Origin of the sequence: Photobacterium sp. WH24 (genome assembly GCF_019204055.1) — a bacterium.
Lineage (GTDB): Bacteria > Pseudomonadota > Gammaproteobacteria > Enterobacterales > Vibrionaceae > Photobacterium > Photobacterium arenosum.
In genome coordinates, this window is record NZ_JAGSOZ010000007.1 from 224,151 (window position 1) to 251,048 (window position 26,898).

General features: G+C 49.9%; 27 protein-coding genes and 1 pseudogene. 11 read left to right on the forward strand and 17 right to left on the reverse strand.

The window, feature by feature from the left end; genetic code table 11:
* Positions 1–5: 5 nt before the first annotated feature.
* From KCG43_RS10985 to flgB, 8 genes are read right to left on the reverse strand one after another with little or no spacing between them, the layout of a single operon-like run.
* On the reverse strand, positions 6–1,097 hold the full coding sequence (locus KCG43_RS10985; protein WP_255558004.1) for a flagellar basal body P-ring protein FlgI: 1,092 nt from the start codon (positions 1,095–1,097) through the stop codon (positions 6–8).
* 29 nt (positions 1,098–1,126) lie between these two features.
* Positions 1,127–1,789, reverse strand: coding sequence for a flagellar basal body L-ring protein FlgH (gene flgH / locus KCG43_RS10990; protein ID WP_192016526.1), 663 nt, complete (start codon positions 1,787–1,789; stop codon positions 1,127–1,129).
* A gap of 23 nt (positions 1,790–1,812) precedes the next feature.
* Positions 1,813–2,598, reverse strand: a complete 786-nt coding sequence (gene flgG, locus KCG43_RS10995; RefSeq protein ID WP_218384790.1) for a flagellar basal-body rod protein FlgG — start codon at positions 2,596–2,598, stop codon at positions 1,813–1,815.
* 17 nt (positions 2,599–2,615) lie between these two features.
* Positions 2,616–3,347, reverse strand: a complete 732-nt coding sequence (gene flgF / locus KCG43_RS11000; RefSeq protein ID WP_192016524.1) for a flagellar basal-body rod protein FlgF — start codon at positions 3,345–3,347, stop codon at positions 2,616–2,618.
* 10 nt (positions 3,348–3,357) lie between these two features.
* Positions 3,358–4,545 (reverse strand): flagellar hook protein FlgE, encoded by a 1,188-nt coding sequence (flgE, locus tag KCG43_RS11005; protein ID WP_192016523.1) that lies wholly within the window; start codon positions 4,543–4,545, stop codon positions 3,358–3,360.
* A gap of 26 nt (positions 4,546–4,571) precedes the next feature.
* Positions 4,572–5,249: a flagellar hook assembly protein FlgD gene (gene flgD, locus KCG43_RS11010; protein WP_192016522.1), complete on the reverse strand. Its 678-nt coding sequence runs from the start codon at positions 5,247–5,249 to the stop codon at positions 4,572–4,574.
* The gene (gene flgC / locus KCG43_RS11015; RefSeq protein ID WP_192016521.1) at positions 5,246–5,683 is read right to left on the reverse strand and encodes a flagellar basal body rod protein FlgC; all 438 of its coding nucleotides are present in this window, start codon (positions 5,681–5,683) and stop codon (positions 5,246–5,248) included. Before flgC ends, flgD begins: the two co-directional genes overlap by 4 nt.
* A gap of 5 nt (positions 5,684–5,688) precedes the next feature.
* Positions 5,689–6,048 carry a flagellar basal body rod protein FlgB gene (gene flgB, locus KCG43_RS11020; protein WP_027252394.1) on the reverse strand — a complete coding sequence of 120 codons (360 nt, stop codon included), beginning with the start codon at positions 6,046–6,048 and terminating at the stop codon, positions 5,689–5,691.
* A 187-nt stretch (positions 6,049–6,235) separates the two neighbouring features.
* On the opposite strand from flgB, the gene flgA reads away from it, so the two are divergent.
* From flgA to KCG43_RS11055, 7 genes are all read left to right on the forward strand, one after another.
* The gene (gene flgA / locus KCG43_RS11025) at positions 6,236–6,925 is read left to right on the forward strand and encodes a flagellar basal body P-ring formation chaperone FlgA (protein WP_218384794.1); all 690 of its coding nucleotides are present in this window, start codon (positions 6,236–6,238) and stop codon (positions 6,923–6,925) included.
* An 80-nt stretch (positions 6,926–7,005) separates the two neighbouring features.
* The gene (gene flgM / locus KCG43_RS11030; protein WP_218384798.1) at positions 7,006–7,287 is read left to right on the forward strand and encodes a flagellar biosynthesis anti-sigma factor FlgM; all 282 of its coding nucleotides are present in this window, start codon (positions 7,006–7,008) and stop codon (positions 7,285–7,287) included.
* Positions 7,288–7,295: 8 nt separating this feature from the next.
* Positions 7,296–7,727 carry a flagellar export chaperone FlgN gene (gene flgN / locus KCG43_RS11035; protein ID WP_192016518.1) on the forward strand — a complete coding sequence of 144 codons (432 nt, stop codon included), beginning with the start codon at positions 7,296–7,298 and terminating at the stop codon, positions 7,725–7,727.
* Position 7,728: 1 nt separating this feature from the next.
* Entirely contained in the window at positions 7,729–8,502 is a 774-nt protein-coding gene (locus KCG43_RS11040) for a lytic transglycosylase domain-containing protein (RefSeq protein ID WP_192016517.1), read from the forward strand.
* A 113-nt stretch (positions 8,503–8,615) separates the two neighbouring features.
* Positions 8,616–9,812: an amino acid ABC transporter substrate-binding protein gene (locus tag KCG43_RS11045; RefSeq protein WP_255557994.1), complete on the forward strand. Its 1,197-nt coding sequence runs from the start codon at positions 8,616–8,618 to the stop codon at positions 9,810–9,812.
* Between the two features lie 216 nt (positions 9,813–10,028).
* Entirely contained in the window at positions 10,029–10,691 is a 663-nt protein-coding gene (locus KCG43_RS11050) for a Bax inhibitor-1/YccA family protein (protein WP_218384799.1), read from the forward strand.
* Positions 10,692–10,853: 162 nt separating this feature from the next.
* On the forward strand, positions 10,854–11,183 hold the full coding sequence (locus tag KCG43_RS11055; protein WP_218384800.1) for a TusE/DsrC/DsvC family sulfur relay protein: 330 nt from the start codon (positions 10,854–10,856) through the stop codon (positions 11,181–11,183).
* A 28-nt stretch (positions 11,184–11,211) separates the two neighbouring features.
* Here the strand turns inward: KCG43_RS11055 and yccX are convergent, their stop codons facing one another.
* Entirely contained in the window at positions 11,212–11,484 is a 273-nt protein-coding gene (yccX, locus tag KCG43_RS11060; RefSeq protein WP_192016514.1) for an acylphosphatase, read from the reverse strand.
* Positions 11,485–11,569: 85 nt separating this feature from the next.
* Here yccX and KCG43_RS11065 point away from each other — a divergent pair, with 85 nt between their 5' ends.
* Both KCG43_RS11065 and KCG43_RS11070 read left to right on the forward strand, forming a co-directional pair.
* Entirely contained in the window at positions 11,570–12,970 is a 1,401-nt protein-coding gene (locus KCG43_RS11065; RefSeq protein WP_192016513.1) for a methyl-accepting chemotaxis protein, read from the forward strand.
* A 212-nt stretch (positions 12,971–13,182) separates the two neighbouring features.
* Positions 13,183–14,373 (forward strand): class I SAM-dependent methyltransferase, encoded by a 1,191-nt coding sequence (locus KCG43_RS11070; protein ID WP_192016512.1) that lies wholly within the window; start codon positions 13,183–13,185, stop codon positions 14,371–14,373.
* 248 nt (positions 14,374–14,621) lie between these two features.
* Here the strand turns inward: KCG43_RS11070 and cyoE are convergent, their stop codons facing one another.
* The 6 genes from cyoE to KCG43_RS11100 form a co-directional block, all read right to left on the reverse strand.
* Complete coding sequence (cyoE, locus tag KCG43_RS11075) at positions 14,622–15,485, reverse strand: heme o synthase (protein WP_192016511.1); 864 nt, start codon at positions 15,483–15,485, stop codon at positions 14,622–14,624.
* Positions 15,486–15,499: 14 nt separating this feature from the next.
* A complete protein-coding gene (gene cyoD / locus KCG43_RS11080; RefSeq protein WP_120510650.1) occupies positions 15,500–15,811 on the reverse strand; it encodes a cytochrome o ubiquinol oxidase subunit IV in 312 nt (103 codons plus the stop codon).
* Entirely contained in the window at positions 15,811–16,416 is a 606-nt protein-coding gene (cyoC, locus tag KCG43_RS11085) for a cytochrome o ubiquinol oxidase subunit III (protein ID WP_255557996.1), read from the reverse strand. Before cyoC ends, cyoD begins: the two co-directional genes overlap by 1 nt.
* Entirely contained in the window at positions 16,406–18,433 is a 2,028-nt protein-coding gene (gene cyoB, locus KCG43_RS11090) for a cytochrome o ubiquinol oxidase subunit I (RefSeq protein WP_218384803.1), read from the reverse strand. Before cyoB ends, cyoC begins: the two co-directional genes overlap by 11 nt.
* 8 nt (positions 18,434–18,441) lie before the next feature.
* A complete protein-coding gene (gene cyoA / locus KCG43_RS11095) occupies positions 18,442–19,341 on the reverse strand; it encodes a ubiquinol oxidase subunit II (protein ID WP_218384805.1) in 900 nt (299 codons plus the stop codon).
* 535 nt (positions 19,342–19,876) lie between these two features.
* Positions 19,877–20,635, reverse strand: coding sequence for a sulfite exporter TauE/SafE family protein (locus KCG43_RS11100; protein ID WP_218384807.1), 759 nt, complete (start codon positions 20,633–20,635; stop codon positions 19,877–19,879).
* Positions 20,636–21,041: 406 nt separating this feature from the next.
* On the opposite strand from KCG43_RS11100, the pseudogene KCG43_RS11105 reads away from it, so the two are divergent.
* Positions 21,042–23,354, forward strand: a pseudogene (locus KCG43_RS11105) (glycosyl hydrolase family 18 protein); the annotation flags it as partial.
* A 468-nt stretch (positions 23,355–23,822) separates the two neighbouring features.
* Positions 23,823–24,470: a murein L,D-transpeptidase catalytic domain family protein gene (locus KCG43_RS11110; protein WP_192016506.1), complete on the forward strand. Its 648-nt coding sequence runs from the start codon at positions 23,823–23,825 to the stop codon at positions 24,468–24,470.
* A gap of 341 nt (positions 24,471–24,811) precedes the next feature.
* Here KCG43_RS11110 and ald read toward each other — a convergent pair whose 3' ends face one another.
* Positions 24,812–25,927, reverse strand: coding sequence for an alanine dehydrogenase (gene ald, locus KCG43_RS11115; protein WP_192016505.1), 1,116 nt, complete (start codon positions 25,925–25,927; stop codon positions 24,812–24,814).
* Positions 25,928–26,373: 446 nt separating this feature from the next.
* Positions 26,374–26,640 carry a hypothetical protein gene (locus KCG43_RS11120; protein ID WP_027252412.1) on the reverse strand — a complete coding sequence of 89 codons (267 nt, stop codon included), beginning with the start codon at positions 26,638–26,640 and terminating at the stop codon, positions 26,374–26,376.
* Positions 26,641–26,898: the final 258 nt, after the last annotated feature.

Sequence of the window (26,898 nt, forward strand, 5' to 3'; positions counted from 1 at the left end):
ACTCCTTAAATAACCACCAGCTCAGCATTCAGCGCACCCGCTTCATGCAGGGCCTGCAGAATTGACATCAGATCATCCGGCGTTGCCCCCAGGCTGTTCACCGCATCGACAATCGTGCTCAGTTCAGTACCTTCCGGCCAAATATACATAGGTGCTTCGTCCTGGCTGATATCGACCAGCGAGTTATTCACCACCTTGGTTTCACCGTCGGCAAAGGCGTTTGGCTGGCTGACAGACTGCATTTCACGAATGGTGACTGTCAGGCTGCCATGACTGACGGCTGCGGCGCTGACTGTCACGTTTTTGCCGACCACCACAGTACCGGTACGGGAGTTGAACACGACTCTGGCCGGACGACGGCCTTCTTCGACAACCAGCTCTTCCAGCATCGACATAAAGGTCACGCGCTGCTGGGTATCCATAGGGGCCAGCACTTCCACTTTGGCCTTATTGATAGCCGTTGCCACACCTGAACCAAAGGTGTTATTGACGGCGCGGGCAATGTTTTTCGCGGTGGTGAAGCTCGGGGTACGCAGGTTGAGCGTGATATTGGGCTTTTGATTGAAATCAGTCGGGATTTCTCGCTCCAGTGTGGCGCCGTTCGGAATACGCCCCGTTGTTGGGGTGTTAATGGTCACTTTCGAGCCACTCAGACCTTCAGCACTGGCGCCGCCGACAATCACGTTGCCCTGTGCCACCGCGTAGACTTCGCCGTCCACGCCCCGCAAAGGGGTCAGCAGCAATGTCCCGCCGCGCAAGCTTTTGGCATCACCCAGGGATGACACCACAATATTCACTGTCTGGCCTTTCCCTGCCATTGGATCGATAAACGCAGTCACACTGACCGACGCCACGTTTTTCAGCTTAGGATCGGTGCCCTCGCTGATCTGCACACCAAACTGGCGCAGCATATTGGTGACAGACTGGCTGGTAAATTTCACCTGGTTACGGTCACCCGTACCATCAAGACCAACGACCAGACCATAGCCCACCAGCTGGTTACCACGGATGCCTTGCACATCCACTAAATCCATAATAGGCATAGCAATGGAGGCGTTGGCAGAGACAGAGTGAGCTCCCCAAAGCGCCACTGCCATAAACAGCAATAGGGTTTTGAACGATTTCATCAGAACGGCATCCATGGGCTAGTAAAGAATTGAGTCAGCCAGCCGGCTGAGTTACTGTCAGCCAGTGCTCCGCGGCCAGAATAGGTGATACGCGCATCACCGATACGTTGCGAAGACACCTGATTCAAGCGGTTAATGTCATCGACCCGCACAATCCCTGACAGGCGGATAAATTCATCGCCCTGATTGAGACGCAGCCATTTTTCCCCGCGGATACGCAGCACGCCGTTAGGTAGCACGGCGTTCACCGTCACTGTAATCGCCCCTTTCAGTTTGTTACCCTGCGAGCTTTGCGATGAACCATCAAAGCCGCGGCTGGCATCCACACTGGCCGATAAGTTGTCTGCGGTGTAATTGCCAAATACCGGCGCACTGATGCCAACTTCTGAGTCTTTGGAAAACTGGGTATTGGCTTTTTTGCTCGACTGGGTTTCTTCATCCAGCACTATGGTGAGAATGTCACCTACCCGGTAAGCACGGCGATCCTGAAACAAGGTCATCATGTAGTTGTTGCGATAAAGACTGCCGTCAGACGCTTCCGGCAAAGAGTAATCCAGTACCGGTGGCGCGAAGGCTTCATCATCGGGTTCTGGTGTGGAGAATTCAGGGCGCATGGTGCACCCTGTCAATAACACCATGAGAAATGGAATCAGCCACTTCATAGGATTTCCTTTCGGTGTAAGCATTAAACTGACTGCGCGACAAACTTCAGCATGTCATCCGCAGCTGAGACGACTTTGGCGTTCATTTCGTACGCACGTTGCGTGGTGATCATATCGACCATCTCTTCCACCACCTGCACGTTAGAGCCTTCCAGCGCACCTTGTTTGATGCTGCCCGCCCCGTCCAGACCCGGTACCAGTTCATCCGGCTGGCCACTGGCTTCTGTCTCGCGATACAAGTTGCCGCCCAGCGCTTCCAGACCGGCCGGGTTTGCGAATTGCGCCAGAGTGATCTGACCCAGTTCCTGCGGCTGCGGATCACCGGCAACCTGCGCCGCGACTGTGCCGTCTACACCGATACTGATTCGGGTGGCCGCATTCGGGATCTCAATTTGAGGAATCAGCGGCAGACCCTGAGTATTGACAATCAGCCCTTCCGAGTTGACATGAAACTGGCCGTTGCGGCTGTACATGACTTCACCGTCAGAGTTTTCAATCTGGAAGAAGCCACCACCCATGATGGCCATATCCAAGTCCTGGCTGGTGTTTTGCGTGTTACCCTGGGTAAATACTTTCTGTGTGCCGACAACACGCACACCGCTACCCAACTGCACACCTGTCGGCAGTTCATTAACCTGGTCGACCGGCGCACCCGGCTGACGCTGAATGGTGTAGAAGAGGTCTTCAAAAACAACGCGGTCGCGTTTAAAACCTACTGTGTTAACGTTTGCCAGGTTGTTCGAGATGGCGGTCATCTTGGTGTCTTGCGCCGCCATACCCGTTTTGCTGACCCATAATGCAGAATGCATGTGATCTCTCCTTTTTATTAGCCGTTACGCAGCAGACGGTTACCAGCCTGAGCGAGTTTTTCTGCGGTTTTCATCATCCGCACCTGCATTTCGAAATTACGCGTCAGCGACATGACGCTGACCAGTTCTTCAATCGCGGAAACGTTACTGCCTTCCAGGTGTTCAGGTGCCAGACGCACTGTGGCATCCGCAGCGAAATCATTACCGTCACGGGCTTGAAGCAAGCCATCATTCATTTTCTGAACATCGGCAATATTCGGGTTAACCAGTTTTAGCTGGCCGACTTCCAGTTCCGCACCACCACCCGGCGGAATGACAGTCACCATGCCGGTTTCACTGATTTCAATGCTCTGGTTAGGCGGAATAACGATAGGTTCGCCTTCTGCCATTACAGGGAAACCGTTGACTGTCAGGTTGCCCTGCTGATCAATTTTCAGGTTACCGGCACGGGTGTAAGACTCGCCGCCATCCGGGCTTTGTACTGTCAGAAAACCATCACCATTAATGGCGATATCCAGCTTGCGACCGGTTTTCACCATGTCACCAGCATCAAAACGGGTCGAGGCCGAGTTCGTCACCACCATAGTGCTGCCGTCAAAACCGCGTCCCTGAATGGCATAACTCTTTGCTCTTTCCATGTCGGCACGAAAACCTGTGGTATCGGCATTCGACAGGTTGTTCGAGCGCACCTGCTGTGCGCTCAGTACCCGACTTGCTCCACTGGTTGCTGTGTATAACAGGCTATCCATCAACTCACCCTTAAATTGCGTTGAACAGCGCTTGGGTCAGCTGCTCTGTGGTCGAGATGGTTTTGGCGTTCGCCTGATAGTTACGCTGTGCTGTCATCAGGTTGACCAGTTCGCTGGTCAGATCCACGTTAGAGCCTTCCAGTGCCCCCGGCGACAGGCTGCCCAGAATACCGCTGCCAGGCTGACCGGTAATCGGTGCACCCGATCCAAAGCTTTGCTGCCAGCCAGTGTTGCTGACTTTGACCAAGGCTTGCGGGTTAGCAAAATCGGCCAGCATGACCTGACCCTGCAGCAACGACTGACCATTGGTGTAAGTGGCGTATACCATGCCGTTATCTTCAACGCGCACGCCTGTCAGTTCACCGGATGAATAACCGTTCGGGTTGTTGGTACTGGTGCCGAAATCGGCGCCGAACTGTGTAGTACCCAGCAGGTCGATGTCCACACTCATTGGGTCAGCACCGGCAGGGTTAAAGGCAATATTGAAAGGTGCCGCCGGTGTGGCCAGCGTACCGTCAGTATTAAATGTCGCCGCCTGAGGCGCACCCGGTGCAGCACCGTCAACAGAAACATGAATGTCCCAGGCGTTAGCACCGGTTTTCACGAAATACTGGGTCATGGTGTGCGGATTACCCAGCGAGTCGTACACCTTGGTGGTGTAAGAAGAGTTATACGTATCGTGGTCGCCCATATTGAACGGCGCAACCGCAGGCGTGTTCACGCGAGAATCGAAGTTAGCAACGAAATCCACACGATCAGTGGCTTTGGCAGCCAGCGACGCCGTTTTAATTTGCAGATCACCCACAGCGCCCGATTGCAGATTGTTATTACCGTCAACGGTATAACCTTGCAGCTTCATGCCAGTGTTACTGATAATGTTGTTGTCTTTATCTGTGTTGAACACGCCAGAGCGGGTATAAACAACCTGACCACTGGTATCTTTGGTGACGAAAAAGCCGTTACCACCGATAGCCAGATCCAGTGAACGACCTGTTCCGCTGACCGTGCCATTTTTATCAAAGTTCTGAGAGATAGCAGCCACTTCCACACCACCGGCCTGAATACCGTTGTAAACAGAAGAGAACTCAGTACGTGACTCTTTAAAACCCGTGGTCGACACGTTTGCAATGTTGTTACTGATGGTATTGAGCTGTGTATTGGTGGCTCCCAGGCCACTCAGCGCGATATCAAAACTCATAATATCCTCGTTATCTTGTATGAAAATCAGCTGCCGAACTGGCTAATCTGGTAGAAAGGAATGCTGCCGACACCGGCAACATTGACCAGGGCTGAGCCCCCGTTACTTGGAACACGTACTTGTTCAACCTGACCAGCCAGCAGCACCTTGGGCTCTGTCTGGCCGGATTGGACTTCCACTGACACTGTGTAGTTACCTTCCGGCAGTTCCAGCGCTTCCGGGTCAATGGTGAAATCCACATCCCCGGCACCGTGCGCGCCCAGCGGTACTTTGGTCACACGGCCATAGTCATCTTCCAGCAGCAGATTGACCTGATTAGACGCGTGCGCCAGTTCAATCTTGCCGCTCTGCGTGCCTTCACCCAGTGTCATTTCATTGGTGCTGACATACACGGTCTGACCGACTAAACCCGCCGTTGCCAGTACCTGCATGTTGTCCATCAAGACCATGCTGTTCTGCATCATCTTGGACATATTCTCGGTGCTCTGAACCTGAGAGAACTGCGCCAGCTGACCGACGTATTCTGTGCCGTCGAGCGGGTTGAGCGGATCCTGATTCTGGATCTGAGCCACCATCAGGGTCAGGAACTCGTTCTGCAGGGCATCGGCGCTGTTATCACTGGTACGGTTTGCCTGAACACCGTTATTGCCGCTTGTGGTTGCCGGGCTATCCCCGGACAAGGCGGTGTATTGTGCTAAGCTCATCGGCTACCCTCCCCCAGACGCAGCAGGCCCTGCTGCATACTTTTCACATTGGCCAGCACTTCGACATTGGTCTCGTAACTGCGGGTGGCGGACATCATGTCTGCCATTTCCGCCACAACGTCGATACCCGGATAGAAGACATAGCCTTCATCATTCGCCAGCGGGTTATTCGGTTCGAAACGCTTGTCCACTTTGCTCTCATGCTGAACCACATCGACAATGCGCACTTCCGCATTCGGGTACACATCTTTGTCGGCAGTTAATTGTGTCTGGCTGTACACAGTGGCAAACACAGGTTTCAGCGCTTTGTAAGCATCATTAGGATTGCTGGCTACTGCATCGGCATTAGCCAGGTTACTGGCTACCGTATTCAGACGGACGGTTTGCGCCGTCATTGCAGAACCAGCGATTGAGTAGATGTCCGTAAAAGCCATAGTGTTTAACGACCCTCAATTGCTTTGGCCAGTCCGCTGAACTTCATGTTCATAAAGGTCAGACTGGTTTGAAAATCCATGTTGTTCTGGGCAAACTTGGCTTGTTCCACGCCCAGCTCAACGGTATTACCGGTTTTGCTGTTCTGGTACGGCACCCGGTATTTCGCGCTCACATCCAATTGCGGTGGGGGTGTGTCCACTCGTGAGCTTGTGTTTTTCATCACGCTTTCAAACGCCAGGTCTCTGGCGAGATATCCAGGGGTATCGACATTTGCTAAGTTGCTTGCCAATACTTTGCTGCGCTGTACCCTGAAATTAAGCGCATCAGGATGGACACCCAGCGCATTTTCAAAACTGATCGCCATTGTTTTTCCTTTAAATCGGTCACGCTTGCACCATGACTACTAACAAGAAACATGCCAATATTTTATGTATTATTTTTCAATAGGTTACAAAGAGAAAGGGAAGCGGAACTTCCGCCCTTTCACACATAAGCGGAAATCAGGAAACAGGAAATCCGGCCACATTCTCGCGCTGTGGGCAACGGCATTAATGATCCCTTCTGCTGTCCTGGCCGACAGCGGCAGCAAACAGGATGAGTCTGAACTGGTGGCCTGGACTCAGGCTCAGATAGAGCAGGAAATCGCCAGCTATGCGTCAAGGCAACAATGGCCGGACTATCACACTGAGATCAGTATTAGTGTGCCGGCTTCCGTGGATCACCTGCCGGCCTGTGACACTGCGCTGTACATCAGCGCCGCCGATCAACAAAGCTTGCCGGTGGGCTATTTGCGCCGTCAGCTCGAATGCCAGTCCGGCCCTCAGCCATGGAAACTGAACATTACGGCGCAGGTCAGTATCCGGTTACCGGTTATCGTCTCAACCACACACATCAGGCGGGATACCAAGCTGTCGGCAATCATGCTCAAACCTCAGACCCTGACTCTGAGCCGCAATGAAGCGTTTGCGACCCGTCCCGAGCAGCTCATTGGCCAGCGAACCCTGAGGCGAATCCGCAGCGGCCAGATCATCAACCCACTACAGCTCCAGCCACTGTGGCTGGTCGAGGAAGGTGACGCTGTCGTTATAGTGGCCAGCAAAAATGGCCTGGAAGCCAGCATGAAAGGAGAAGCTTTACAAAGTGGTGTTAAAGGTGAACAAGTTTCTGTCCGCAATATCAGTTCAGGAAAGGTCATTCAGGCTTTAGTGGTTGAGCGTGGAAAAGTTGAAACTATTTTTTAATTTCCGCCCGGAAGCGGTCGCTTTTCCTCTTTAGCAGATACTTAAATTCAAGCGGTAGAAAAAGCGAGCAGGATAAATTCATGAAAATTGACAAAGTAATTAATTCTCAAGTGGCGTCGTCAACACAGCGTCCGTCCAGCCCGGCACAAGTGGAAACCGCAGGTAAGGCAAAAGGCCTGGAGCCAGTGATCAGCGTCAGCAACCAGATCATTTCACAGGCGCAGGAAAAACTGGCCGACTTACCAGACATCGATATGGAAAAAGTGCATGCGGTAAAGCAAGCACTGGCAAAAGGCGATCTCAAACTCGACATTGATACCCTGTCCAGCGCGATTCTGGAATTCCACACCGGACACGAATGAGGCCAGACATGAGCAAGCAGCAGATAGTGAAAGCACTGATTCAAGGGATCCGCCACGACCTTCAGGCTTACCAGCAACTCGGACAACTGCTGTTAAGGCAGCAAGCCAGTTATCTGCAGTTTAACGGCACGACATTATCCGAACTGGTAAAAAAGCAGGAACATTTGCTTGCTCAGCTTCAGCACAGCGCCTCGCAGCGCAGGCAGTTATTACAACAGCTCGGGCTGTCTGCCGATAAGCAAGGTATGACAATACTGATGAAAAAACTGCCGTCCCCCCTGAATACTCAGGTTCGCCAGAGCTGGCAGCAACTGGAGAATCACATCCAGTCCTGCCAGAAAGCCAATCAGGTAAACGGCAATCTGTCCGCCTCTTACGGTGAGTTGCTGATGCAGATTAAAGGCGAACCTGCCTATGGCACGGCGTTGATGCAGAGCTGATATGACGATTGCCCGCAAAACCGGCTCCTGCTTTTGGGCCGGTTTCTGTTGTTGGTTCACACTGATCATCCTGCCGGGTTTCGCATTGGCCAACCCGGCTTCTTCGTCTTTTTCTCTCAGTGCCGATGCGTTACAGGCTCAGGTCGACAAGTTACTGCCCCACCGCCAGCTGATTCAGCGACACCTGCTGCGCAATAAAGAAACACTGCTAAATATTGAGCAGGTACTGCGTAGTAAACAGCTCCCGGCCAACCTGGCGTTACTGCCCATGATTGAATCCACGTTCAGGGTGGATGCGATCTCGTCAGCCAATGCAGCCGGCCTGTGGCAGCTGATACCGGCCACCGCCGAGCGGTTCGGATTACAGGTACAGGCAGATAACGACGAACGCTTTGATGTTAAAAAGAGCACTCAGGCCGCCGTCGCTTATCTGTCATTTCTGTACAACAAGTTCGATCAGGACCTTGCGCTGACACTGGCCGCCTACAATGCCGGTGAAGGCAGGGTCGGCCGGGCCATAAAAAAAGCCAACAGCCGCCGGTTCACGGCGCTCTCGTTACCGAAGGAAACCCGCGACTATGTGCACAAATTTCATGCGCTGCTTTCGGTTGTGGATCTGGACGCACTGACCCGACAGGCAAGCTCAAAAGACCCTCTTCTGAGGCTGACCGTCAGCCGCCCGCCCACCGATATGGAAACCCGGATACTGACTGATCTGTTTGCTAAACGGGAGGTCATTAATATGTCGCCTGTCAAACCACTGATCCCTTTATAAATATTGATACTCGCACATCCGTGAACGGTTCCTATACTGAAGATTGATATTTCTATTAATTAGCATTACCTGTCGGTTCTCACCGACAGGCCGATGAAGCAGAAGGACACGTTATGACGGACACGATTCAGGCTTGTCTGCTGGGAGCCCTATGCCTGCTGATGATCTCAGGGTGCGATCGCGATAACGCACAAGACAAAGCGTTAGTCAAAGCGCTGGAAAACAAAGTCGAGATGCTCGAACAGCAGCTGGAAGAACAGCCGGTACAAAGCCTCCTGAGTCAGGATTCGCAACGTGTTGAAGAGCTTGAAAAAGAAGTCAATACACTCAGGGGCCGGCTGAGCAAAAAAATCAGCTTTTCCCCGACCTTACAACGTATAACAGAAAAAGGTTATCTCGAATGCGGGGTCAGTACCGGGTTGCCCGGATTCTCCATACCCAATCAGAAAGGCGAATGGTATGGCCTGGATGTAGAGTTCTGCCAGGCTGTCGCCGCCGCAGCGCTGGGTGATAAAAGCAAAGTCAAATTTATCCCTCTCAATGCCCGAGAGCGCTTTGCGGCACTGCAGAAAGGCGAAATAGACATACTGTCACGCAACACCACCTGGACCTTGCAGCGCGACACGGCGCTTGAACTGCATTTTGCCGGTATCCTGTATTTCGATGGCCAGGGCTTTATGGTGAAAAAATCCCTCAATGCCAACAGAGCGGCAGATTTGTCCGGCGCCACCATTTGCGTTCAGTCTGGTACCACCACCGAGCTGAACCTCGAGGACTATTTCAAGCTCAATAATCTGATGTACACTCTGGTTCCCTTCGATACTGCGCAGGAAACCATCATGGGCTTTGAAAAAGGCCGCTGCGATGTGCTGACCGCGGATCAGTCCGGCCTTTACGGCTTAAGGCTGAATCTGAAAAATGCCGAAGACGCGATTATTTTACCGGATATCATTTCCAAAGAACCGCTGGGACCTGTGGTTCGTCAGGGAGACGACCAATGGTACAACATAGTGAAATGGACACTGAATGCCATGATCAATGCCGAGGAGCTGGGGATCAGCTCGCAAAATATTGATGAGATGAAAAGCAGCAATATTCCTGAAATACGCCGGTTTCTTGGCTTAGACGGCCCACAGGGGAAAAGCCTGGGTCTTAAGCCTGACTGGGCTTACCAAATTATCAAACAAGTGGGTAATTACGGCGAAAGCTTTGATCGCACAGTCGGCATCCAGTCTCCGCTTCATATACAGCGGGCACAAAACAGTCTCTGGACACAGGGAGGTTTGCATTATGCGCCCCCGATACGTTAGTCTTGCCTGAACCAGATAGGCCAAACCGTCAAATTTACACACTGTTACATCTTTGATCATAGGTATTGGCACTGTCTCCAGTATATTTAAGCCAATAGTTTCGACGATTTTTTCAATTTCGGTTCAAATTTTCAATGACTTACTATTGAAACTTGCCGATGTTGCCGCCATATATGGCATAGTAGATTTCAACACTAACCCTAAGGGGAAGCATTTATGAACGATCGTATTGTCCGTAGTAATGGCTACGAAGGCGTACTGTCAACGAACAAGGTTCTGCGTAACACTTATTTCCTGTTATCCCTGACCCTACTGTGGTCAGCCGTGGTAGCCGGTGTTTCAATGGCAATGAACCTGCCGCATCCTGGCATCATCATCACCCTGGTTGGCTTTTACGGTTTGCTGTTCCTGACAGAAAAGAACCGTGACAGCGGCCTGGGGCTGGTCTTTACCTTCCTGCTTACTGGTTTCATGGGTTACACCCTTGGCCCAATCCTGAACATGTATATTGGCGCAGGTATGGGACATGTGATCATGCCGGCACTGGGCGGTACTGCACTGACCTTCATGGCCTGTTCAGCTTATGCACTGACCACTAAACGCGACCTGTCGTTCCTGAACGGCATGCTGCTGGCCGGCTTTATTGCTATCGTGGTTGCCGTGATTGCAAACATCTTCCTGCAAATGCCAATGCTGTCTCTGGTGATCAGCGGAATGTTTGTGCTCTTCTCTTCTGCGGCAATCCTGCTGACTACGCAGTCGATTGTGCGCGGCGGTGAGACAAACTATATCTCTGCAACCGTGACTTTGTATGTGTCTATTTACAACCTGTTCCTGAGCCTGCTGCAAATTCTGGGCATCATGGGCAGCGACGATTAATCTCGTCTATCACTGACAATGCCAAAAGCGCCCTACGGGGCGCTTTTTGTTTTTCTGCGATGCGGTAAATGGTCTTCAGTTAAGAGGCAATAGTGCGCAGAACACTTGCGAAGGACGTGCGATATCACTATCCTTGCCGGGCTAATAACTGTGAGACCGACCATGCTTGAATTTGACGGAAATGTTATCGACACCGACGCCCAGGGATATTTAAAGAATGTCAGCGACTGGACACCGGAAATGGTGCCCCTACTGGCGAAAGATGAAGGCGTTGAGCTCACTGACGCCCACTGGGAAGTAGTGACTTTTGTTCGTGAATTCTATTTGGAATTCAATACCTCACCCGCTATCCGCATGCTGGTGAAGGCAATGGCAAAAAAATACGGTGAAGAAAAAGGCAGTTCCAAGTACCTGTTCAAACTCTTTCCCAAAGGGCCGGCTAAACAAGCCACCAAACTGGCGGGTTTACCTAAACCGGCAAAATGTTTGTGATCCTATGGCCGGGGCAACGTTGCTTCGGCTAAATAATTTCAAATCCGTCAATCGCACGCCATTCAAGATCATCCCGGCTTACACTGTCCACCCGAGATGTGCGGGGACCACTTGCCAGCCAGTCTACCAATTGTTCAACTTTTTCGGCTTTACCGCACGCCAATACTTCGACGCTGCCGTCGGGTAAATTCTTCGCATAGCCGCTTACACCGATTTTCAACCCTTCATGCGCTGTATGAAAACGAAACCCCACCCCCTGAACATGGCCAGAGACTCTGACCAAGACGCAAATTTGTGACATATATCACCTCAAGATTAGTCCTATTTAAAAGATAAAATATTAGTATTCACTTACGCCACACCACCCCTATATTCAGGATGAAAAAATGAAAGAAGTTGCATTTCGATGGATTGATAAATATCTCATTCACCTCAGGCTGCAGGAGAAGTTCTACCTCTTGTTCTTATTGCCGCTTATCGGAATGATCACTGTAAGTGCAATTTTAGCTGATGCTGGGGAAAAGCAGTATCAATCACTTATCGCTCAAAAATTACAGGCTTCCGCTAAGTTGCTGTCCGAACTCAACGTTTCTCAGGCTGATGCGGCACGCTTGCTAAGCGGTTCAGATCTCACCATTGGACGTGGGATCGATGCGGTATCGGTGGCGGGAATGAATTACAGCCTGATTTCCACTGAGTCATCGGGCTTGTTTGACTACCTCACAGGGTTTCAGATTGGATTGGGTCTCTTTGTGGTATTCATGGCCTGTGCCATGGTGTACTACATCATGACCTTTATTGGTGGTGCGATGTTCACTACGCACAAAGCACTGTCGACCCTGGCTGATGGCGACCTGACGCAGCGCCTGAACTTTTTTAAAGTCCGGGATGAGTTCAGCACCATTGCCATCACTATCGACAAAGTGGCTGATCGTGAACAGCAACTGGTGCTGGCCACACAGGAAGCCACCGCACTGATGCAGCAAATCAGCAGCGAGCTTCGTCAGCGCTCGATGCAAACTGAAAACCTCTCAGCCGACCAACAAGCTCATCTGGACTCGCTGGCGAGTGCCACAGAAGAGATGGCCTCTTCAATTCGTGAAGTTGCCACCCATGCGCACGACACCTCAGCGCAGACCCAGGAAGCCCAGGACGTGACTGAACAGGGTCGCATCCAGGTCAGCAATACAAAGCAGGCCATCAATCAGCTGACTCGCGAAATTCATCAGGCCGCTGAAGCCGTTAATGCACTCGACAGTAATGCCGCAAAAATTGACGCAGTGGTCACCACCATCAATGCCATTTCAGAGCAAACCAACCTGCTGGCATTGAACGCCGCCATTGAAGCGGCCCGCGCTGGCGAGCAAGGGCGCGGATTTGCCGTGGTCGCGGACGAAGTGCGCACGCTGGCGGGCCGGACACAAACCGCGACCGTCGAAATCCAGCAGATGATTGAATCGCTGCAAAAAAACAGTCAGACCCTGATGGCCGTAATGCAGAGCACAGTCACCAACGCCGGTGAGAGTGAAACCCTGATGGGCTCGGTTGACCAGCAAATCACCCAGATATCGGAGCGAAATCAGCATATCTCAGATCGCAGCACGGAAATTGCAGCTGCCGCGGAGCAACAAGGTTCGGTCGCAGACGGAATTGCCAGCAGCGTTGAGCAGGTGCGGGAGCAATCGCGCCAGGTCAAGCAAGTCATTGCCCACACGGCCAGTGATATAGAGCGCTTGAATCAACAGGCGCAGCAACTGGAAATGCTGATGAATGGCGTGAAAGCCTGATTCAGGGCTGCCCCGACGATTTCAACACTCACCGCAATCACGGTATTACCCCTACCCTCCCCTTCATAAGGGGAGGGTATCTGAACGCCTCTTGGTTCCTCCCCTTTAAAGGGGGGAACTTCACTATTCCTGAAATGCCCTGACTTGCGGTTGATTTTCCTCACACTGAACAAGATAATACGCCTCCATTCTTTACAGCTTCTGGTCCTAACATGACAGCTTCTATCTATTTGGTGAAAGGTCGCGATAAATCATTGCGCCGCCGCCATCCTTGGGTTTTTTCACGTGGTATTCAACGTGTTGAAGGGAAACCTGAATTGGGCGACACCGTTGATGTGTTTGATCACAAAGGTGAATGGCTCGCCCGTGGTGCCTATTCTCCCCAGTCTCAGATCCGTGTTCGTGTCTGGTCCTTTGAGCAAAACGATACTATTGACACCGCGTTCTTTATCAAGCGCCTGAACGCCGCTCAGGGACTGCGGGACATTCTGGCTGAACGTGACGGGCTGACAGGTTATCGCCTGATCGCTGCTGAGTCAGACGGACTACCGGGTATTACTATCGACCGATACCAGGATTTCCTGGTGTGTCAGTTGCTCAGTGCTGGCGCAGAAGCACAGAAAGACAATTTGATTGAAGCACTCAAAACCTGCTACCCAGAGTGCAGCATCTATGAGCGCTCTGATGTATCAGTACGTAAAAAAGAAGGCCTGAAGCCTCGCACCGGCGTGTTGCATGGCGAGACTCCACCGGCGATTGTCACCATTGAAGAAAACGGCATCAAGATTCATGTTGATATCGTTGGCGGCCACAAAACTGGCTTCTATCTGGATCAGCGCGACAGCCGCCAGGCTGCCATCAAGTACGTGAAAGGCAAACGGGTGCTGAACTGCTTCTGCTATACCGGCGGTTTCGGCTTGTATGCGCTCAAAGGCGGTGCCGACAAAGTCATCAACGTTGATGTCTCGCAACCGGCGCTGGATACCGCCAGACTCAATGCCGAGATCAACGGTCTGCCAACGGAAAACGCTGACTTCGTTAATGCCGATGTGTTTAAACTGCTGCGCGAGTACCGCGAACGTGGTGAGCTGTTTGATGTGGTGATCATGGACCCACCTAAATTTGCTGAATCCAAAGCACAGCTGGTGGGCGCCTGCCGGGGTTATAAAGACATCAACATGCTGGCAATGCAAATCCTGAAACCGGGCGGCACACTGCTGACCTATTCCTGTTCTGGTTTGATGGACAGCAACCTGTTCCAGAAAATAGTTGCTGATGCGGCGCTGGATGCCAAACGTGAAGTGCAATTTATTGAGCGATTCAGCCAGGCGGCAGATCACCCGCTCGATTCAGCGTATCCGGAAGGTTTCTACCTCAAAGGTTTTGCCTGCTACGTGAAGTAAACCGGACTAAATAAGCGACGTTGCACAAGCCGTATTGAATAAGCAACAAAGTCAGTTGCAGGAAATGACAGACAAGACCGGGCGATAATCGCTCGGTTTTTTATGAATGAAAAGAAAAAAAAGGTTTTTCTCTGACTCGATGGAGATAGTATCGAGGCAGGAAAAACCCAAACCGGAACAAAAGTAGCTAATGTAAGTTGTTAGCTAAGAGAGTGTTGAATCGGTAAATTGTGATTAACCGCCTGCCGTCATATTAACGGAATTAATTCCAGGCCCAGCACACAGCTGATTCCGGTTACCACAAACAGTGACGTCTTGAATACTGATTTTGACCACTGTACATAGCTGTCCTCGCTCAGAGGACGGAAAGTGACGATGCACCACCACAGGCACACACCCGACGTCACCAGTAAATATTCATAACCGCTGAAACCTAAAGCAAACATTGCCAGTGCAACAACAGTAAACGCAGCCACATAAGCCATCATATGACGGCGGGCTTTATGAATGCCTTCAACCACAGGTAATACAGGGATCTCAGCATTTTTGTAATCCTGCATGCGGAACATAGCAATCGCGTATGAGTGCGGCATTTGCCACAGGCAGAACATCGCAAACAACAGCATGGCTTCCAGGCTGATATAGTTGGTCACCGCCAGATACCCTACCAGAGGCGGCACAGCGCCTGACACACTACCCACTAACGTGCCGTAGACCGAATGTCGCTTGTACCACATGGTGTAAAAAAAGACGTAAAAAACAAACCCCAGCAGCACAACGACCGCTGAAAGCGGATTAGCTTTCTGATACAGCACAGCTGTACCTGACAGCAGCAAAACAACCGCGTACACAAAAGCGGCGTCTGCATTCATTGCTCCTTTCGCCAGTAAACGACTTTGGGTACGGGACATCTTCTGATCAATATCCCGGTCAAAAATATTGTTGATCACGCAACCAGAGGCGATCACAAGAGCAACACCCAGCAATGTGTAAATAAGGAGGGGCCCGTTCAGCCCCTCCGTCTTAGCGGCCAGAAAATATCCGGCCAGCACAGAGATGAGGTTACCGATGATGATCCCAGGTTTGGTAATGGAGATGTATCCTTTGATCATTATCGTCATCCGAATTACAGCAGCATGTTTTCGTGCAGATTGACCATGATCCAGACTGAACCCGCAATCAGAATCAGGACGATAACCGCCGTAAACACAAAGGACATTGAGTTCCACATGCCTTTCTCTGAGCGATCCAGATGCAGGAAATACACCAAATGGACCACCAGCTGAACCACAGCACAGGCCACCAGGATCATGACGGTGGTTGTGGTAGGCAGACTTTTGGTCGCCGCAAAGTAGAAAGGAATAATGGTCAGGATTAATGACGCAATGAATCCTTTGATGTAATCACCGTAACCGGTTTGATGCGGTTGATTCGCCATTACAATACTCCCAACAGGTAGACTATGGTAAACACGCAGATCCACACGATATCCAGGAAGTGCCAGAACAGGCTCAGACACTGGAAACGGGTTTCCATCATCTCGTTCAGGCCTTTGGTATTGAGCTGAATCATGCACACCACCATCCAGATCAGCCCGGCAGTGACGTGCAGACCGTGAGTCGCCACCAGAGTAAAGAAAGAGGACAGGAACGCGCTGCGATCCGGACCATAGCCTTCTGCGATCAGGTGGTGGAACTCATACACTTCCATCGCCACAAAGCCTAAGCCCAGCAGAAAGGTCACGTACATCCAACGCTTCAGACCACCAATGTCTTTGCGTTTCATGGCAATCATACCGAAGCCAAAGGTGATACTACTGAACAGCAGCATCATAGTTTCGGTAAACACAAACGGCAGCTCGAAGATGTCTTTTCCACTCGGACCGCCTGCCGTATTGGTAAACAATACGGCGTAAGTAGCAAACAGCGTCGCGAACAGAATGCAGTCGCTCATCAGGTAAATCCAGAAGCCCAGCAGCTTGGTTTCACCTATGTTGTGATGGTGTTCGTCGTGCTCGTGATGATCGAGAGCATTAGTTTGCATATTCGACCTCCATCTCATCTTCGTCGTTATTGGTGGCAGGTTTAGCGCTTGCGCCTGCAATGCGGGCTTTATGTGCTTCTTCGATCGCTGTCACTTCTTCAACCGTCACGTAGTAATCCACGTCTTCGTTGAAGCTGTGCTTGATCCAAGTGCCTATCATGCCGACCACACCGATAGCGACCAGCCACCAGATGTACCAGATCAGGCCGAAGCCGAACACCAGTGCGTACGCTGAAATAATCACACCTGCACCGGTATTTTTCGGCATGTGGATGGGTTGATAATCACTCGACTGATGGGTTTCACCACGTTCTTTCTGATACCAGTGTGCATCCAGCTCATTGCCTTCAGGCAAATGGGCAAAGTTGTAGAACGGCGGTGGAGACGATGTTGCCCATTCCAGGGTACGGCCATCCCAGGGGTCGCCGGTCACATCACGCAGTGCTTCACGGTCACGGAAAGTCACGTACAGCTGCATGATCTGGCACATAATGCCGCACAGAATCAGCACTGCTCCGAAGGCGGCAATCGCCAGCATCGGGAAGTACTGAGGTTCAATGTGCTGACTCAGACGACGGGTCATACCCATGAAGCCCAGAATATAGAGCGGCATAAAGGCCACGAAGAAACCGGTAATCCAGAACCAGAAGGCACGTTTACCCCATTTCTCATCCAGCATGTAGCCGGTGGCTTTCGGGAACCAGTACGCAAAGCCGGCAAAGCAGCCAAATACCACACCGCCGATAATCACGTTATGGAAGTGTGCAATCAGGAACAGACTGTTATGCAGGACAAAGTTCGCAGCCGGTACCGCAAGCAGCACACCCGTCATACCACCTATGGTAAAGGTGATCATGAAACCGACAGTCCACAGCATAGGGGTCGTGAACTTAATGCGGCCACGGTACATAGTGAACAGCCAGTTGAAGATCTTCACACCGGTTGGTATGGAGATAACCATAGTGGCGATACCGAAGAAGGCATTCACGTTCGCGCCGGCACCCATAGTGAAGAAGTGGTGCAGCCAGACCACGAAGGCCAGAATGGTGATCACAACCGTCGCCCACACCAGCGAGGTGTAGCCAAACAGTTTCTTACGCGAGAAAGTCGCGACCACTTCTGAGAACACACCGAATACCGGCAGCACCAGAATGTAGACTTCAGGGTGACCCCAGGCCCAAATCAGGTTGACGTACATCATCATGTCGCCGCCCATGTCATTGGTGAAGAAGTGCGTACCCAGGTAACGGTCCAGCGTCAGCAGTGCAATGGTCACTGTCAGAATCGGGAACGAAATAATGATCAGTACGTTGGCACACAGTGAAGCCCAGGTAAAAACAGGCATTTTCATCAGTGGCATTGACGGTGTACGCAGGCGCATGATCGTCGTAAAGAAGTTAACGCCTGATAACGTGGTACCGATACCGGATATCTGGAGTGCCCATATCCAGTAGTCTACCCCTACCCCGGGACTGTATTCCTTGCCCGACAGCGGCGGATAAGCCAGCCAGCCTGTTTGCGCGAACTCACCGACAAACAGCGACAGGTTGATCAGCACTACACCCACCACGAACAACCAGAAGCTCAGGGAGTTCAGGAACGGGAAAGCAACGTCACGCGCACCGATCTGCAACGGGATAATAATGTTCATCAAACCAATGATGAAAGGCATCGCCATGAAGAAAATCATGATTACGCCATGCGCAGAGAAAATCTGATCGTAGTGATGAGGCGGAAGATAGCCGGTTTCACCCGCGGCAGACAGCACTTGCTGACTACGCATCATGATGGCATCGGCAAAACCGCGCATCATCATGACAAAGGCGACGATGATATACATCACACCGATTTTTTTGTGATCGACAGTAGTGAACCACTCTGTCCAGAGGTAACGCCATTTACCCAGGTAGGTAATACCGCCTACCAGAGCCGCGCCGCCCAGCATTATGATCGCCATCGTTACCATGAGAATTGGCTCATGGAACGGTATGGCGTCCAGTGTTAATCGTCCAAACATAATATGTCCTAGAATGTTTGCTCAGTGGAATTTGATGGCGTGATTGTGCACATCAGCGAGCCTTCGAATTGATTCAGTATGGTTGTCAGCATGCTTGAAGGCACATTGGAGTAGTAACTCACTGGTGCATTCTCACTTGGCTCCGCAATGGTCTCGAAGTCCTTCAGCGTGACCAGTTTGTTGCTTGACGCCTGCGCTTTCTGCACCCACTCATCAAAACTTGCCTGATCTGGCAACGCCAGTGCTTTGAACTTCATGCCAGAGAAACCATGGCCGCTGTAGCTCGCTGAAATACCATCGTAAACACCCGCTTCATCAGCAATCAGATGGACCTTGGTCAGCATCCCTGCCATGGCGTAAATCTGGCTGCCCAGCTGTGGAATGAAGAAGGAATTCATCACGCTGTTGGACGTCACACGAAACTCAACCGGCACATCTTTCGGGAAGGCCACTTCGTTGATCGTTGCAATGTGCTGATCCGGATAGATAAACAGCCATTTCCAATCCAGCGAAATCACTTCAATGGTCATTGGTTTTACTGAACTTTCGATTGGCTTTCTTGGATCCAGCGCGTGAGTAGACTGCCAGGTAATAGTGCCCAAAATGGCGATGATAATAATTGGCACAGTCCAGACAACCAGTTCAATTTTGGTTGAATGAGCCCACTCTGGCGTATACTTTTCACCCGTATTCGATTCACGATATTTAAATGAAAAATAGAAGGTCATCAGAATAACGGGAATAACGACAACCAACATCAGTAGTACCGATGTGATTATCAAATCTTTTTCTGCAGCACCAATTTGTCCCTTGGGATCAAGCAGCGCAAATTGACATCCTGAAAGGAAGAGGCTTATAAAAAATACAAACCCACCCGACAAGATGTTCTTATATCTTGAGGTTTTCATGTTCTCTCTCAGCTTTTTGGGCAAAAGTCGTCACCAACAGCTAGTAGCACTTTTTAATGACTACATGAGTTATTATTTTGATCTGAATCATTGTATTTCACGTAAAATCAAGTTGTTATATGTCACTGTTAACAATAATCAATCACTTTTGTGCTCGTGAAAGCGCTAACTGATTCACCAAACAGTTTACACATACTCACTTGATTTCACTCATGGTTACACCCCCTCACATTTTGTTACAACTGAAATATTTTGCCACTTTCGCTGTTAAGTTAACACTCACTAAAAATGAAACTTTAGATCTAGTATTTGGAATCATGGCCAAATTATGGCCACAAAGACAAAAAGCCCGCCATTAACCATATTATTTACATGGCTAATAGCGGGCTTTCATTATGAAGGAAAAATATATTTAGTGAGCTGCTCTAACAATGGCAGAAGAACAGCACAATATTTATTTAGGCAAAAAGTAACACACGATAAATGTTAATTAAATTAACAAAATTACAGTAATAATTTAATTATTTATTGCGGATTAGTTCAGCATCGCAGCAATACAGCCGCACAATGTCATTAAAAACAAAAACCATTTCAACGTTTTTGCGGTAGCTTTAATGGCAAACTTCACCGCCAGATGGGTGCCAGCGATAGTCCCGGCCGCCAGTATCAGACCCGGCATCCAAAGCACCAGACCTTCGTAGATAAACAAACCAAGGGCAACCACAGTAAACATCAGGGTGCATAACATTTTTAATGCATTCGCCCGTACCAGGTCATAACGCAAGGTACCCGCCAGCGCAGCAAGCAACACAAAACCTACCCCCGCCTGAACAAAGCCGCCATAAAAGCCAGCCAGTCCTAATCCCCACCAGGAGCTGGGCGTATCTGCCACTTTTCGCGCTAGGCTGCCTGGTTCAGGAGCCACCACTGCAGGCTTGACCAAAATGATGAATGCCATTAACAGCATGGTGCCCAGCAGCAAGGGCTTTATCCACTCGGGTGGCGCGTATGCCGCCGCCCCAGCACCAACCAGGCCACCGATCAATGTCGGTATCATGATAGGGCCGGTATCACTTAACTCTAATTTTCCATGCCGTTTGAAGCCTAGCACTGCAGTCACAGCCTGTAAAACGACACCCAGCCGGTTTGTCGCATTCGCCACTTCTGCTGGCATGCCCATCACCATCAAGGCTGGCAAGGTTAAATTTGATCCGCCTCCTGCCAGGGTGTTGATAATGCCGGCAAGGAACCCAGTACCTATGAGCAATGCGGCGTGGAATAAGGTGATATCCATCTCTGATCCTGAAAGTAATTCCAAAGCCCCACTTTATACTCTATAGGCTGCACAGGTGTACAGGTGGTAGTGTACTAATCTATTGATTAACCGATTTATTTCATAAACACAATTAAGTACACCATTTGGTTGTCAACGCAAAATAATGACGAAAATGTTACAGATAATCACTTTATTAATGTGATATTAGATCAATATTTTAACAAAAAACCTCGGAGTTCCGGTGGAAAACCTATAGTAATTTTACGGCTAAACATAAGCCTGTTACTTATTTTATCGTTTGATTTTTTTCACTGAGGAACCATTAATGCTAAAGCTAAATATGAAGCGCAAGCGTGCTAAACAGGGCTTCGCTCTCGCGACTCTCAGCGCAGCCTGTATGCTGAGCTTTCAGGCCCAGGCAGCCGCTAACTGCCGCCCGGACGGCTTGTATCAAACACCGGGTGTGACTGTGCCTTATTGTACTGTGTACGATCAGGATGGCCGCGAAAAAATGGGCGTAGACCACCCGCGCCGCGTTATCGGCTACTTCACCAGCTGGCGCAGCGGTAACGACCCGCAAAGCAGCTACTTGGTCAATGATATTCCCTGGGACAGCCTGACTCATATTAACTACGCCTTCGTCAGTATCGGCTCTGACGGCAAAGTAAACATCGGTAATGTCAATAACCCGGACAACCCTGCGGTCGGCAAAGAATGGCCGGGCGTTGAGATAGACCCGGCACTCGGCTTTAAAGGCCACTTCGGGGCGCTGGCAACAGCCAAAGCTCAGCATGGTGTTAAGACACTGATTTCCATCGGAGGATGGGCGGAAACCGGGGGTCATTTTGATGACAACGGCAACCGTGTTGCTGACGGCGGCTTTTATACCATGACAACCAATGCAGACGGCAGTATCAATCATCAGGGAATTCAGACTTTTGCTGACTCTGCCGTGGCTATGATGCGCCAGTACAAATTTGACGGTCTGGACATCGACTACGAATACCCCACCAGTATGCAAGGTGCAGGTAACCCGGATGACTTCGCCTACTCTGATGCAATGCGTCCTCATTTAATGAAGTCTTACCATGAACTGATGAAAGTACTGCGTGAAAAACTGGATCAGGCCAGTGCGCAAGACGGCCACCACTATATGCTGACCATTGCCGCACCTTCATCCGGGTACCTGCTGCGCGGTATGGAAACCATGTCGGTCACTAAGTACCTCGACTATGTCAACATCATGAGCTATGACCTGCACGGTGCATGGAACGACTACGTAGGTCACAACGCATCACTGTTTGACAGCGGCCTGGATGCTGAGCTGGAAGCCGGTAACGTATACGGTACAGCTCAGTACAAAAAAACCGGGTATCTGAATACTGACTGGGCTTACCATTATTTCCGCGGCTCAATGCCTGCGGGACGGATCAACATTGGTGTGCCTTATTACACCCGTGGCTGGCAAGGCGTCACAGGCGGAACCAACGGACTTTGGGGTAAAGCGGCGCTGCCTAATCAGAGCGATTGCCCGACCGGTACCGGTGCTGGTACCAGTAATTGCGGTTATGGTGCCATCGGTATCGATAATATGTGGCACGACAAAGACGCCAACGGCAATGAAATGGGCGCCGGCTCTAACCCTATGTGGCATGCCATGAACCTGGCAAACGGTGTTTACGGCAGCTATACCGCAGCCTATGGCTTAGATCCGGTTAACGATCCTCAGAACGCGCTGACTGGTACCTATACCCGCCACTACGACAGTGTCTCTGTCGCCCCCTGGCTGTGGAACGCAGACAAAAAAGTCTTCCTGTCGACCGAAGATAAAGAATCGATCAACACCAAGGCAGACTATGTGATTGAACAGGGTATCGGCGGTATCATGTTCTGGGAACTGGCCGGTGACTACAGCTGTTACAACCTGGATGCCAACGGTAACCGCACCACAGTGGACCCTACTGAAAACGCCTGTAAAACAGGCAACGGTGAATACCACATGGGCGACACCATGACCAAGGCCATTCATAACAAGTTTGCCACTGCGACACCTTATGGCAATACCCTTGCCGAAGGCGCGATCCCGACAGAAGCTGTCAATATCGACGTGTCTGTCACCGGATTCAAGGTGGGCGATCAGAACTACCCGCTCAACCCGACAATGACGTTAACCAATAAAACAGGTCAGACTCTGCCTGGCGGCACCGAGTTCCAGTTCGACATTCCAACCTCAACACCGGATAACATGTCGGATCAATCAGGAGCCAATCTGCAGGTCATTTCCTCTGGCCACACCCGAGGCGACAACATTGGCGGCCTGGACGGCAACTTCCACCGTGTCGCGTTCACTCTGCCAAGCTGGAAGCAGTTGGGTAACAATGAAAGCTTTGAGCTGACCCTGAACTACTTCCTGCCGATTTCCGGCCCGGCGAACTACAGCGTACGAGTCAACAATGCTGACTATGCACTGGCATTCGAACAGCCTGACTTACCGATTGCAGACTTAAGCAATGGCGGCGGCGACAATGGTGGCGGTGATGGCAATAATGGCGACTGTGTAACCACAGGTGTGAATACCTACCCTAACTGGCCGCAAACTGACTGGGCAGGTAATCCAAGCCACGCTGGTACCGGTGACAAGATTATCTACAACGGCGTGGTTTACCAGGCTAAATGGTGGACGAATTCAGTGCCGGGCAGCGACGGCAGTTGGGATACCGTTTGTACGGTTCAATAACAAAACCATGAGTCATTATTACGTTGTTTACCAAAGCGGGCACTCAAGCCCGCTTTTTCATGCACTGAGATTGTTCATTTTTTAACCCCAAAATTTATTTCCTGTGATTAAAATGCGATATCAAGCTCAAAATACGAACAAACCGTTAAATGAATGATTATTTGATGTTTTTGATATGCCCTCATTATTTTTCTTTTCTAAAACAGAAGATTAATAGTGTCAGACCTGGCTATTTACTGAAAATGTAAAAAAAACTGACATGTTGAGATTAATTTTCGATTAAACAATGTTCATATTCTAATGCACTGTTTTATATTGATAAATATATAATCATATAAAATTTAAATACTTTGATGATGGGATAATTTTAACTTAACCCTTTCAATGCAAGGGCTAAAAAAATTCAAATCCTATGGTAGAGTCCTATCGTCACTGGCACAAACTAATTAAAAGAGTGTAAACAAGGAAATGAAACAAGCCATCTACCTATTCATTCTGCTGTTTTGTTATTTACCACAGTATGCATCAGCAAGCACAATTAAGGGACCACTTTCACAACAAACTCAAAATCCTGAAGTCATTGTCAAATATGTTTATGAACAGGCGGGTTTGAAAGGAAAGTTAGACTTCGAAGTATTTAAAAATGGTTATAATGCTTATTACAATACCAAGGCACGAAAAAAGCAATTACTGACTATTATTGACTACAGCAAGCCATCTACTGAAAAGCGTTTTTTTGTTATCGACCTGAAACGGAATAAACTGCTATATCACACTTACGTGACACACGGTGTCAACAGTGGCGGTGTGGTTGCAAAGCACTTTTCGAACATCGTCAATTCGCGCCAAACCTCGTTGGGTACTTTTCTGACAGATACGACCTACTTCGGGGGCAATGGCTATTCACTGCGTCTTGACGGACTGACAAAAGGCCTTAATGACAATGCGCGCCGCCGTTATATTGTTGTTCACGGCGCTCCCTATGCGTCTGAAGATTTCATTCAACGCCACGGTTATTTAGGCCGTAGCTGGGGCTGCCCTGCTCTTCCGGCAAATCTTTCTAAGAAAATCATCGACACCATTAAAGGTGGCAGCGTCATATACGCTCGAGCGTAATGTCACCTGACTGATTAATTTTATTTCTTGCCCTTATGTTCTCATAAGGGCTTTTTGTTTTGTCAGAGTAATATCAAATTAAAATCTGGCATTCAGAGTTGTTAGGATGGTCTCATTTTCGTTGACTATTGCATTTTATATGACCGGCTTTGCAGACACATAGGACAGATTTAATTGACTTCACTCCGAGAGTTTAAACCCTGTCATTCACCTTTAATAATCCGGTGATTCACAGCCAGAGATTATCCACTATCAGTCATCGTAATTTCGTTCACTTTACTTGAGCATAAAAAATCCCTGCCGAAGCAGGGATATAAATACTATCGTCAAGTTCAGCCTTATCAGGCCAGCGCTTTATCAGCCTCGACGAATGGCAGATCCAAGGCTGTTGATACTTCGTGACAGGTAATCTGACCGCGGTAAACGTTCAAGCCGTTCAGCAGGTGTTTGTCTTCCTGCAGCGCCGCTTTATACCCTTTGTTGGCCAGTTTCAGGATATATGGCAATGTCACATTATTCAGGGCAAAGGTAGAAGTGCGGGCAACGGCGCCAGGCATGTTGGCAACACAATAGTGAACAACATCATCAACGATGAAAGTCGGTTCGCTGTGCGTCGTAGCATGAGAGGTTTCAACACAACCGCCCTGATCGATAGCAACATCCACAATGGCAGAGCCAGGTTTCATCTTCTTCACCATCTCAGCCGTTACCAGCTTAGGCGCGGCAGCGCCTGCCACCAGCACACCACCGATAACCAGATCAGCCTCCAGTACATGCTTTTCAATCGCGTCCTTGGTTGAATACACGCACTGAACCTTGCCTTCAAACTGTGCATCCAGTTTACGCAGCACATCAATGCTACGATCCAGAACAACAACATTAGCACGCAGGCCGACAGCCATCTGAGCGGCGTTCGCACCCACAACACCACCGCCGATAATCACCACTTTCGCAGGCTCAACACCTGGAACACCAGCCAGCAGCATACCGCTGCCGCCGCGAGATTTTTCCAGCGCAAAAGCACCCGCCTGAATCGACATACGACCAGCCACTTCAGACATAGGTGCCAGAAGAGGCAAGCGGCCGAAATCATCAGTAACGGTTTCGTAGGCAATACATACCGCTTTACTGTCCACCAGATCTTTGGTCTGCTCTGGATCCGGTGCCAGGTGCAGATAGGTAAACAGAATCTGACCTTCGCGCAGCATGGCACGCTCTACTGCCTGAGGTTCTTTAACCTTCACAATCATTTCAGCTTCTGCAAACACATCAGCGGCGGTCGGCAGAATTTTTGCACCAGCGTCAATGTAGTCCTGATCGCTGAAACCAATACCTACACCAGCTTGCGTTTCAACATACACAGTGTGGCCATGGGCAACCGCTTCGTTGACAGAAGCAGGCACCATGCCTACGCGGTATTCATGAACTTTAATTTCCTTTGGTACACCAATAATCATTGTAAGTTTCCTTGCTGCTTGTCAGAGGTTGTGAAAACAATAATGGAATACATTTGAAATGTGTCACCGTTTTTTAACCTAAAAGCAACAAATGAAACCAGCCACAAGAGATTTAGCAGCACATCACTCTGTTTATGACGGTCATCACACTACAAAAGGTCAAGAAAACACCAATAATCAGACCTTGACACTAGTTTCAAGCCAATTTATCAGGCTTTAAGTCTAAATATTATGGTCGTTTAAGCATTTTTGACTTTACTGATGTTCTTCATTAGCTAAATAAATGCAGAGATACTGACAGTTTCGTTTCAGCCATACAAAATGCTGGTTTTTACCCAGCAGTCTCGCTGTTTAGGGAGATTTATCACTGCAGATAAGAATTTCAGCGGGGATAAATAAAAACGCCACCCTGAGGTGGCGCGGACAATCCGACAGAAAGTGCAATATCAGTCTTCAATTTCCCAATCCATGTCGGGTAAGGCATCAAGATTATCTGAATAGCGTTTCAGATTAAACTCACCGTCATTTTTCACCACATCAAACACTTCAATAGACAACGCACAAGCAATCATCTCAATGGCTTCTTCCCTTGGTGTCCCTGTCATCACGAGGCGCATCAACGTTTCTTTTACTTTAATCGGATTGCCTTCAGCCAGTTGATTTTCAACCGTTTCAACCAGCATTTCACCTGTCATGATCTCATCATCTTGCATACTGCCTGCCCTTCTTAACGCTTTATCAGTAAGATTTCTCCCAATCTTACCGTAGCCGAACAAGTAACACTAATTCGGCTGCTGCAGTGAGACCGAATAACTTATCTAAACTTTGTCCAGTCCGACATAACGCACCGGAATGCGGGTGTCATCCATGTGATACGCGCGAACCTGCGGGTAAAATTCGCCCGGTGCCGGGTCGGTCAGGCGGATGCGGTTTAAATGAAGGGAGACATTTGCCAGTAAATCGGGCTGAGG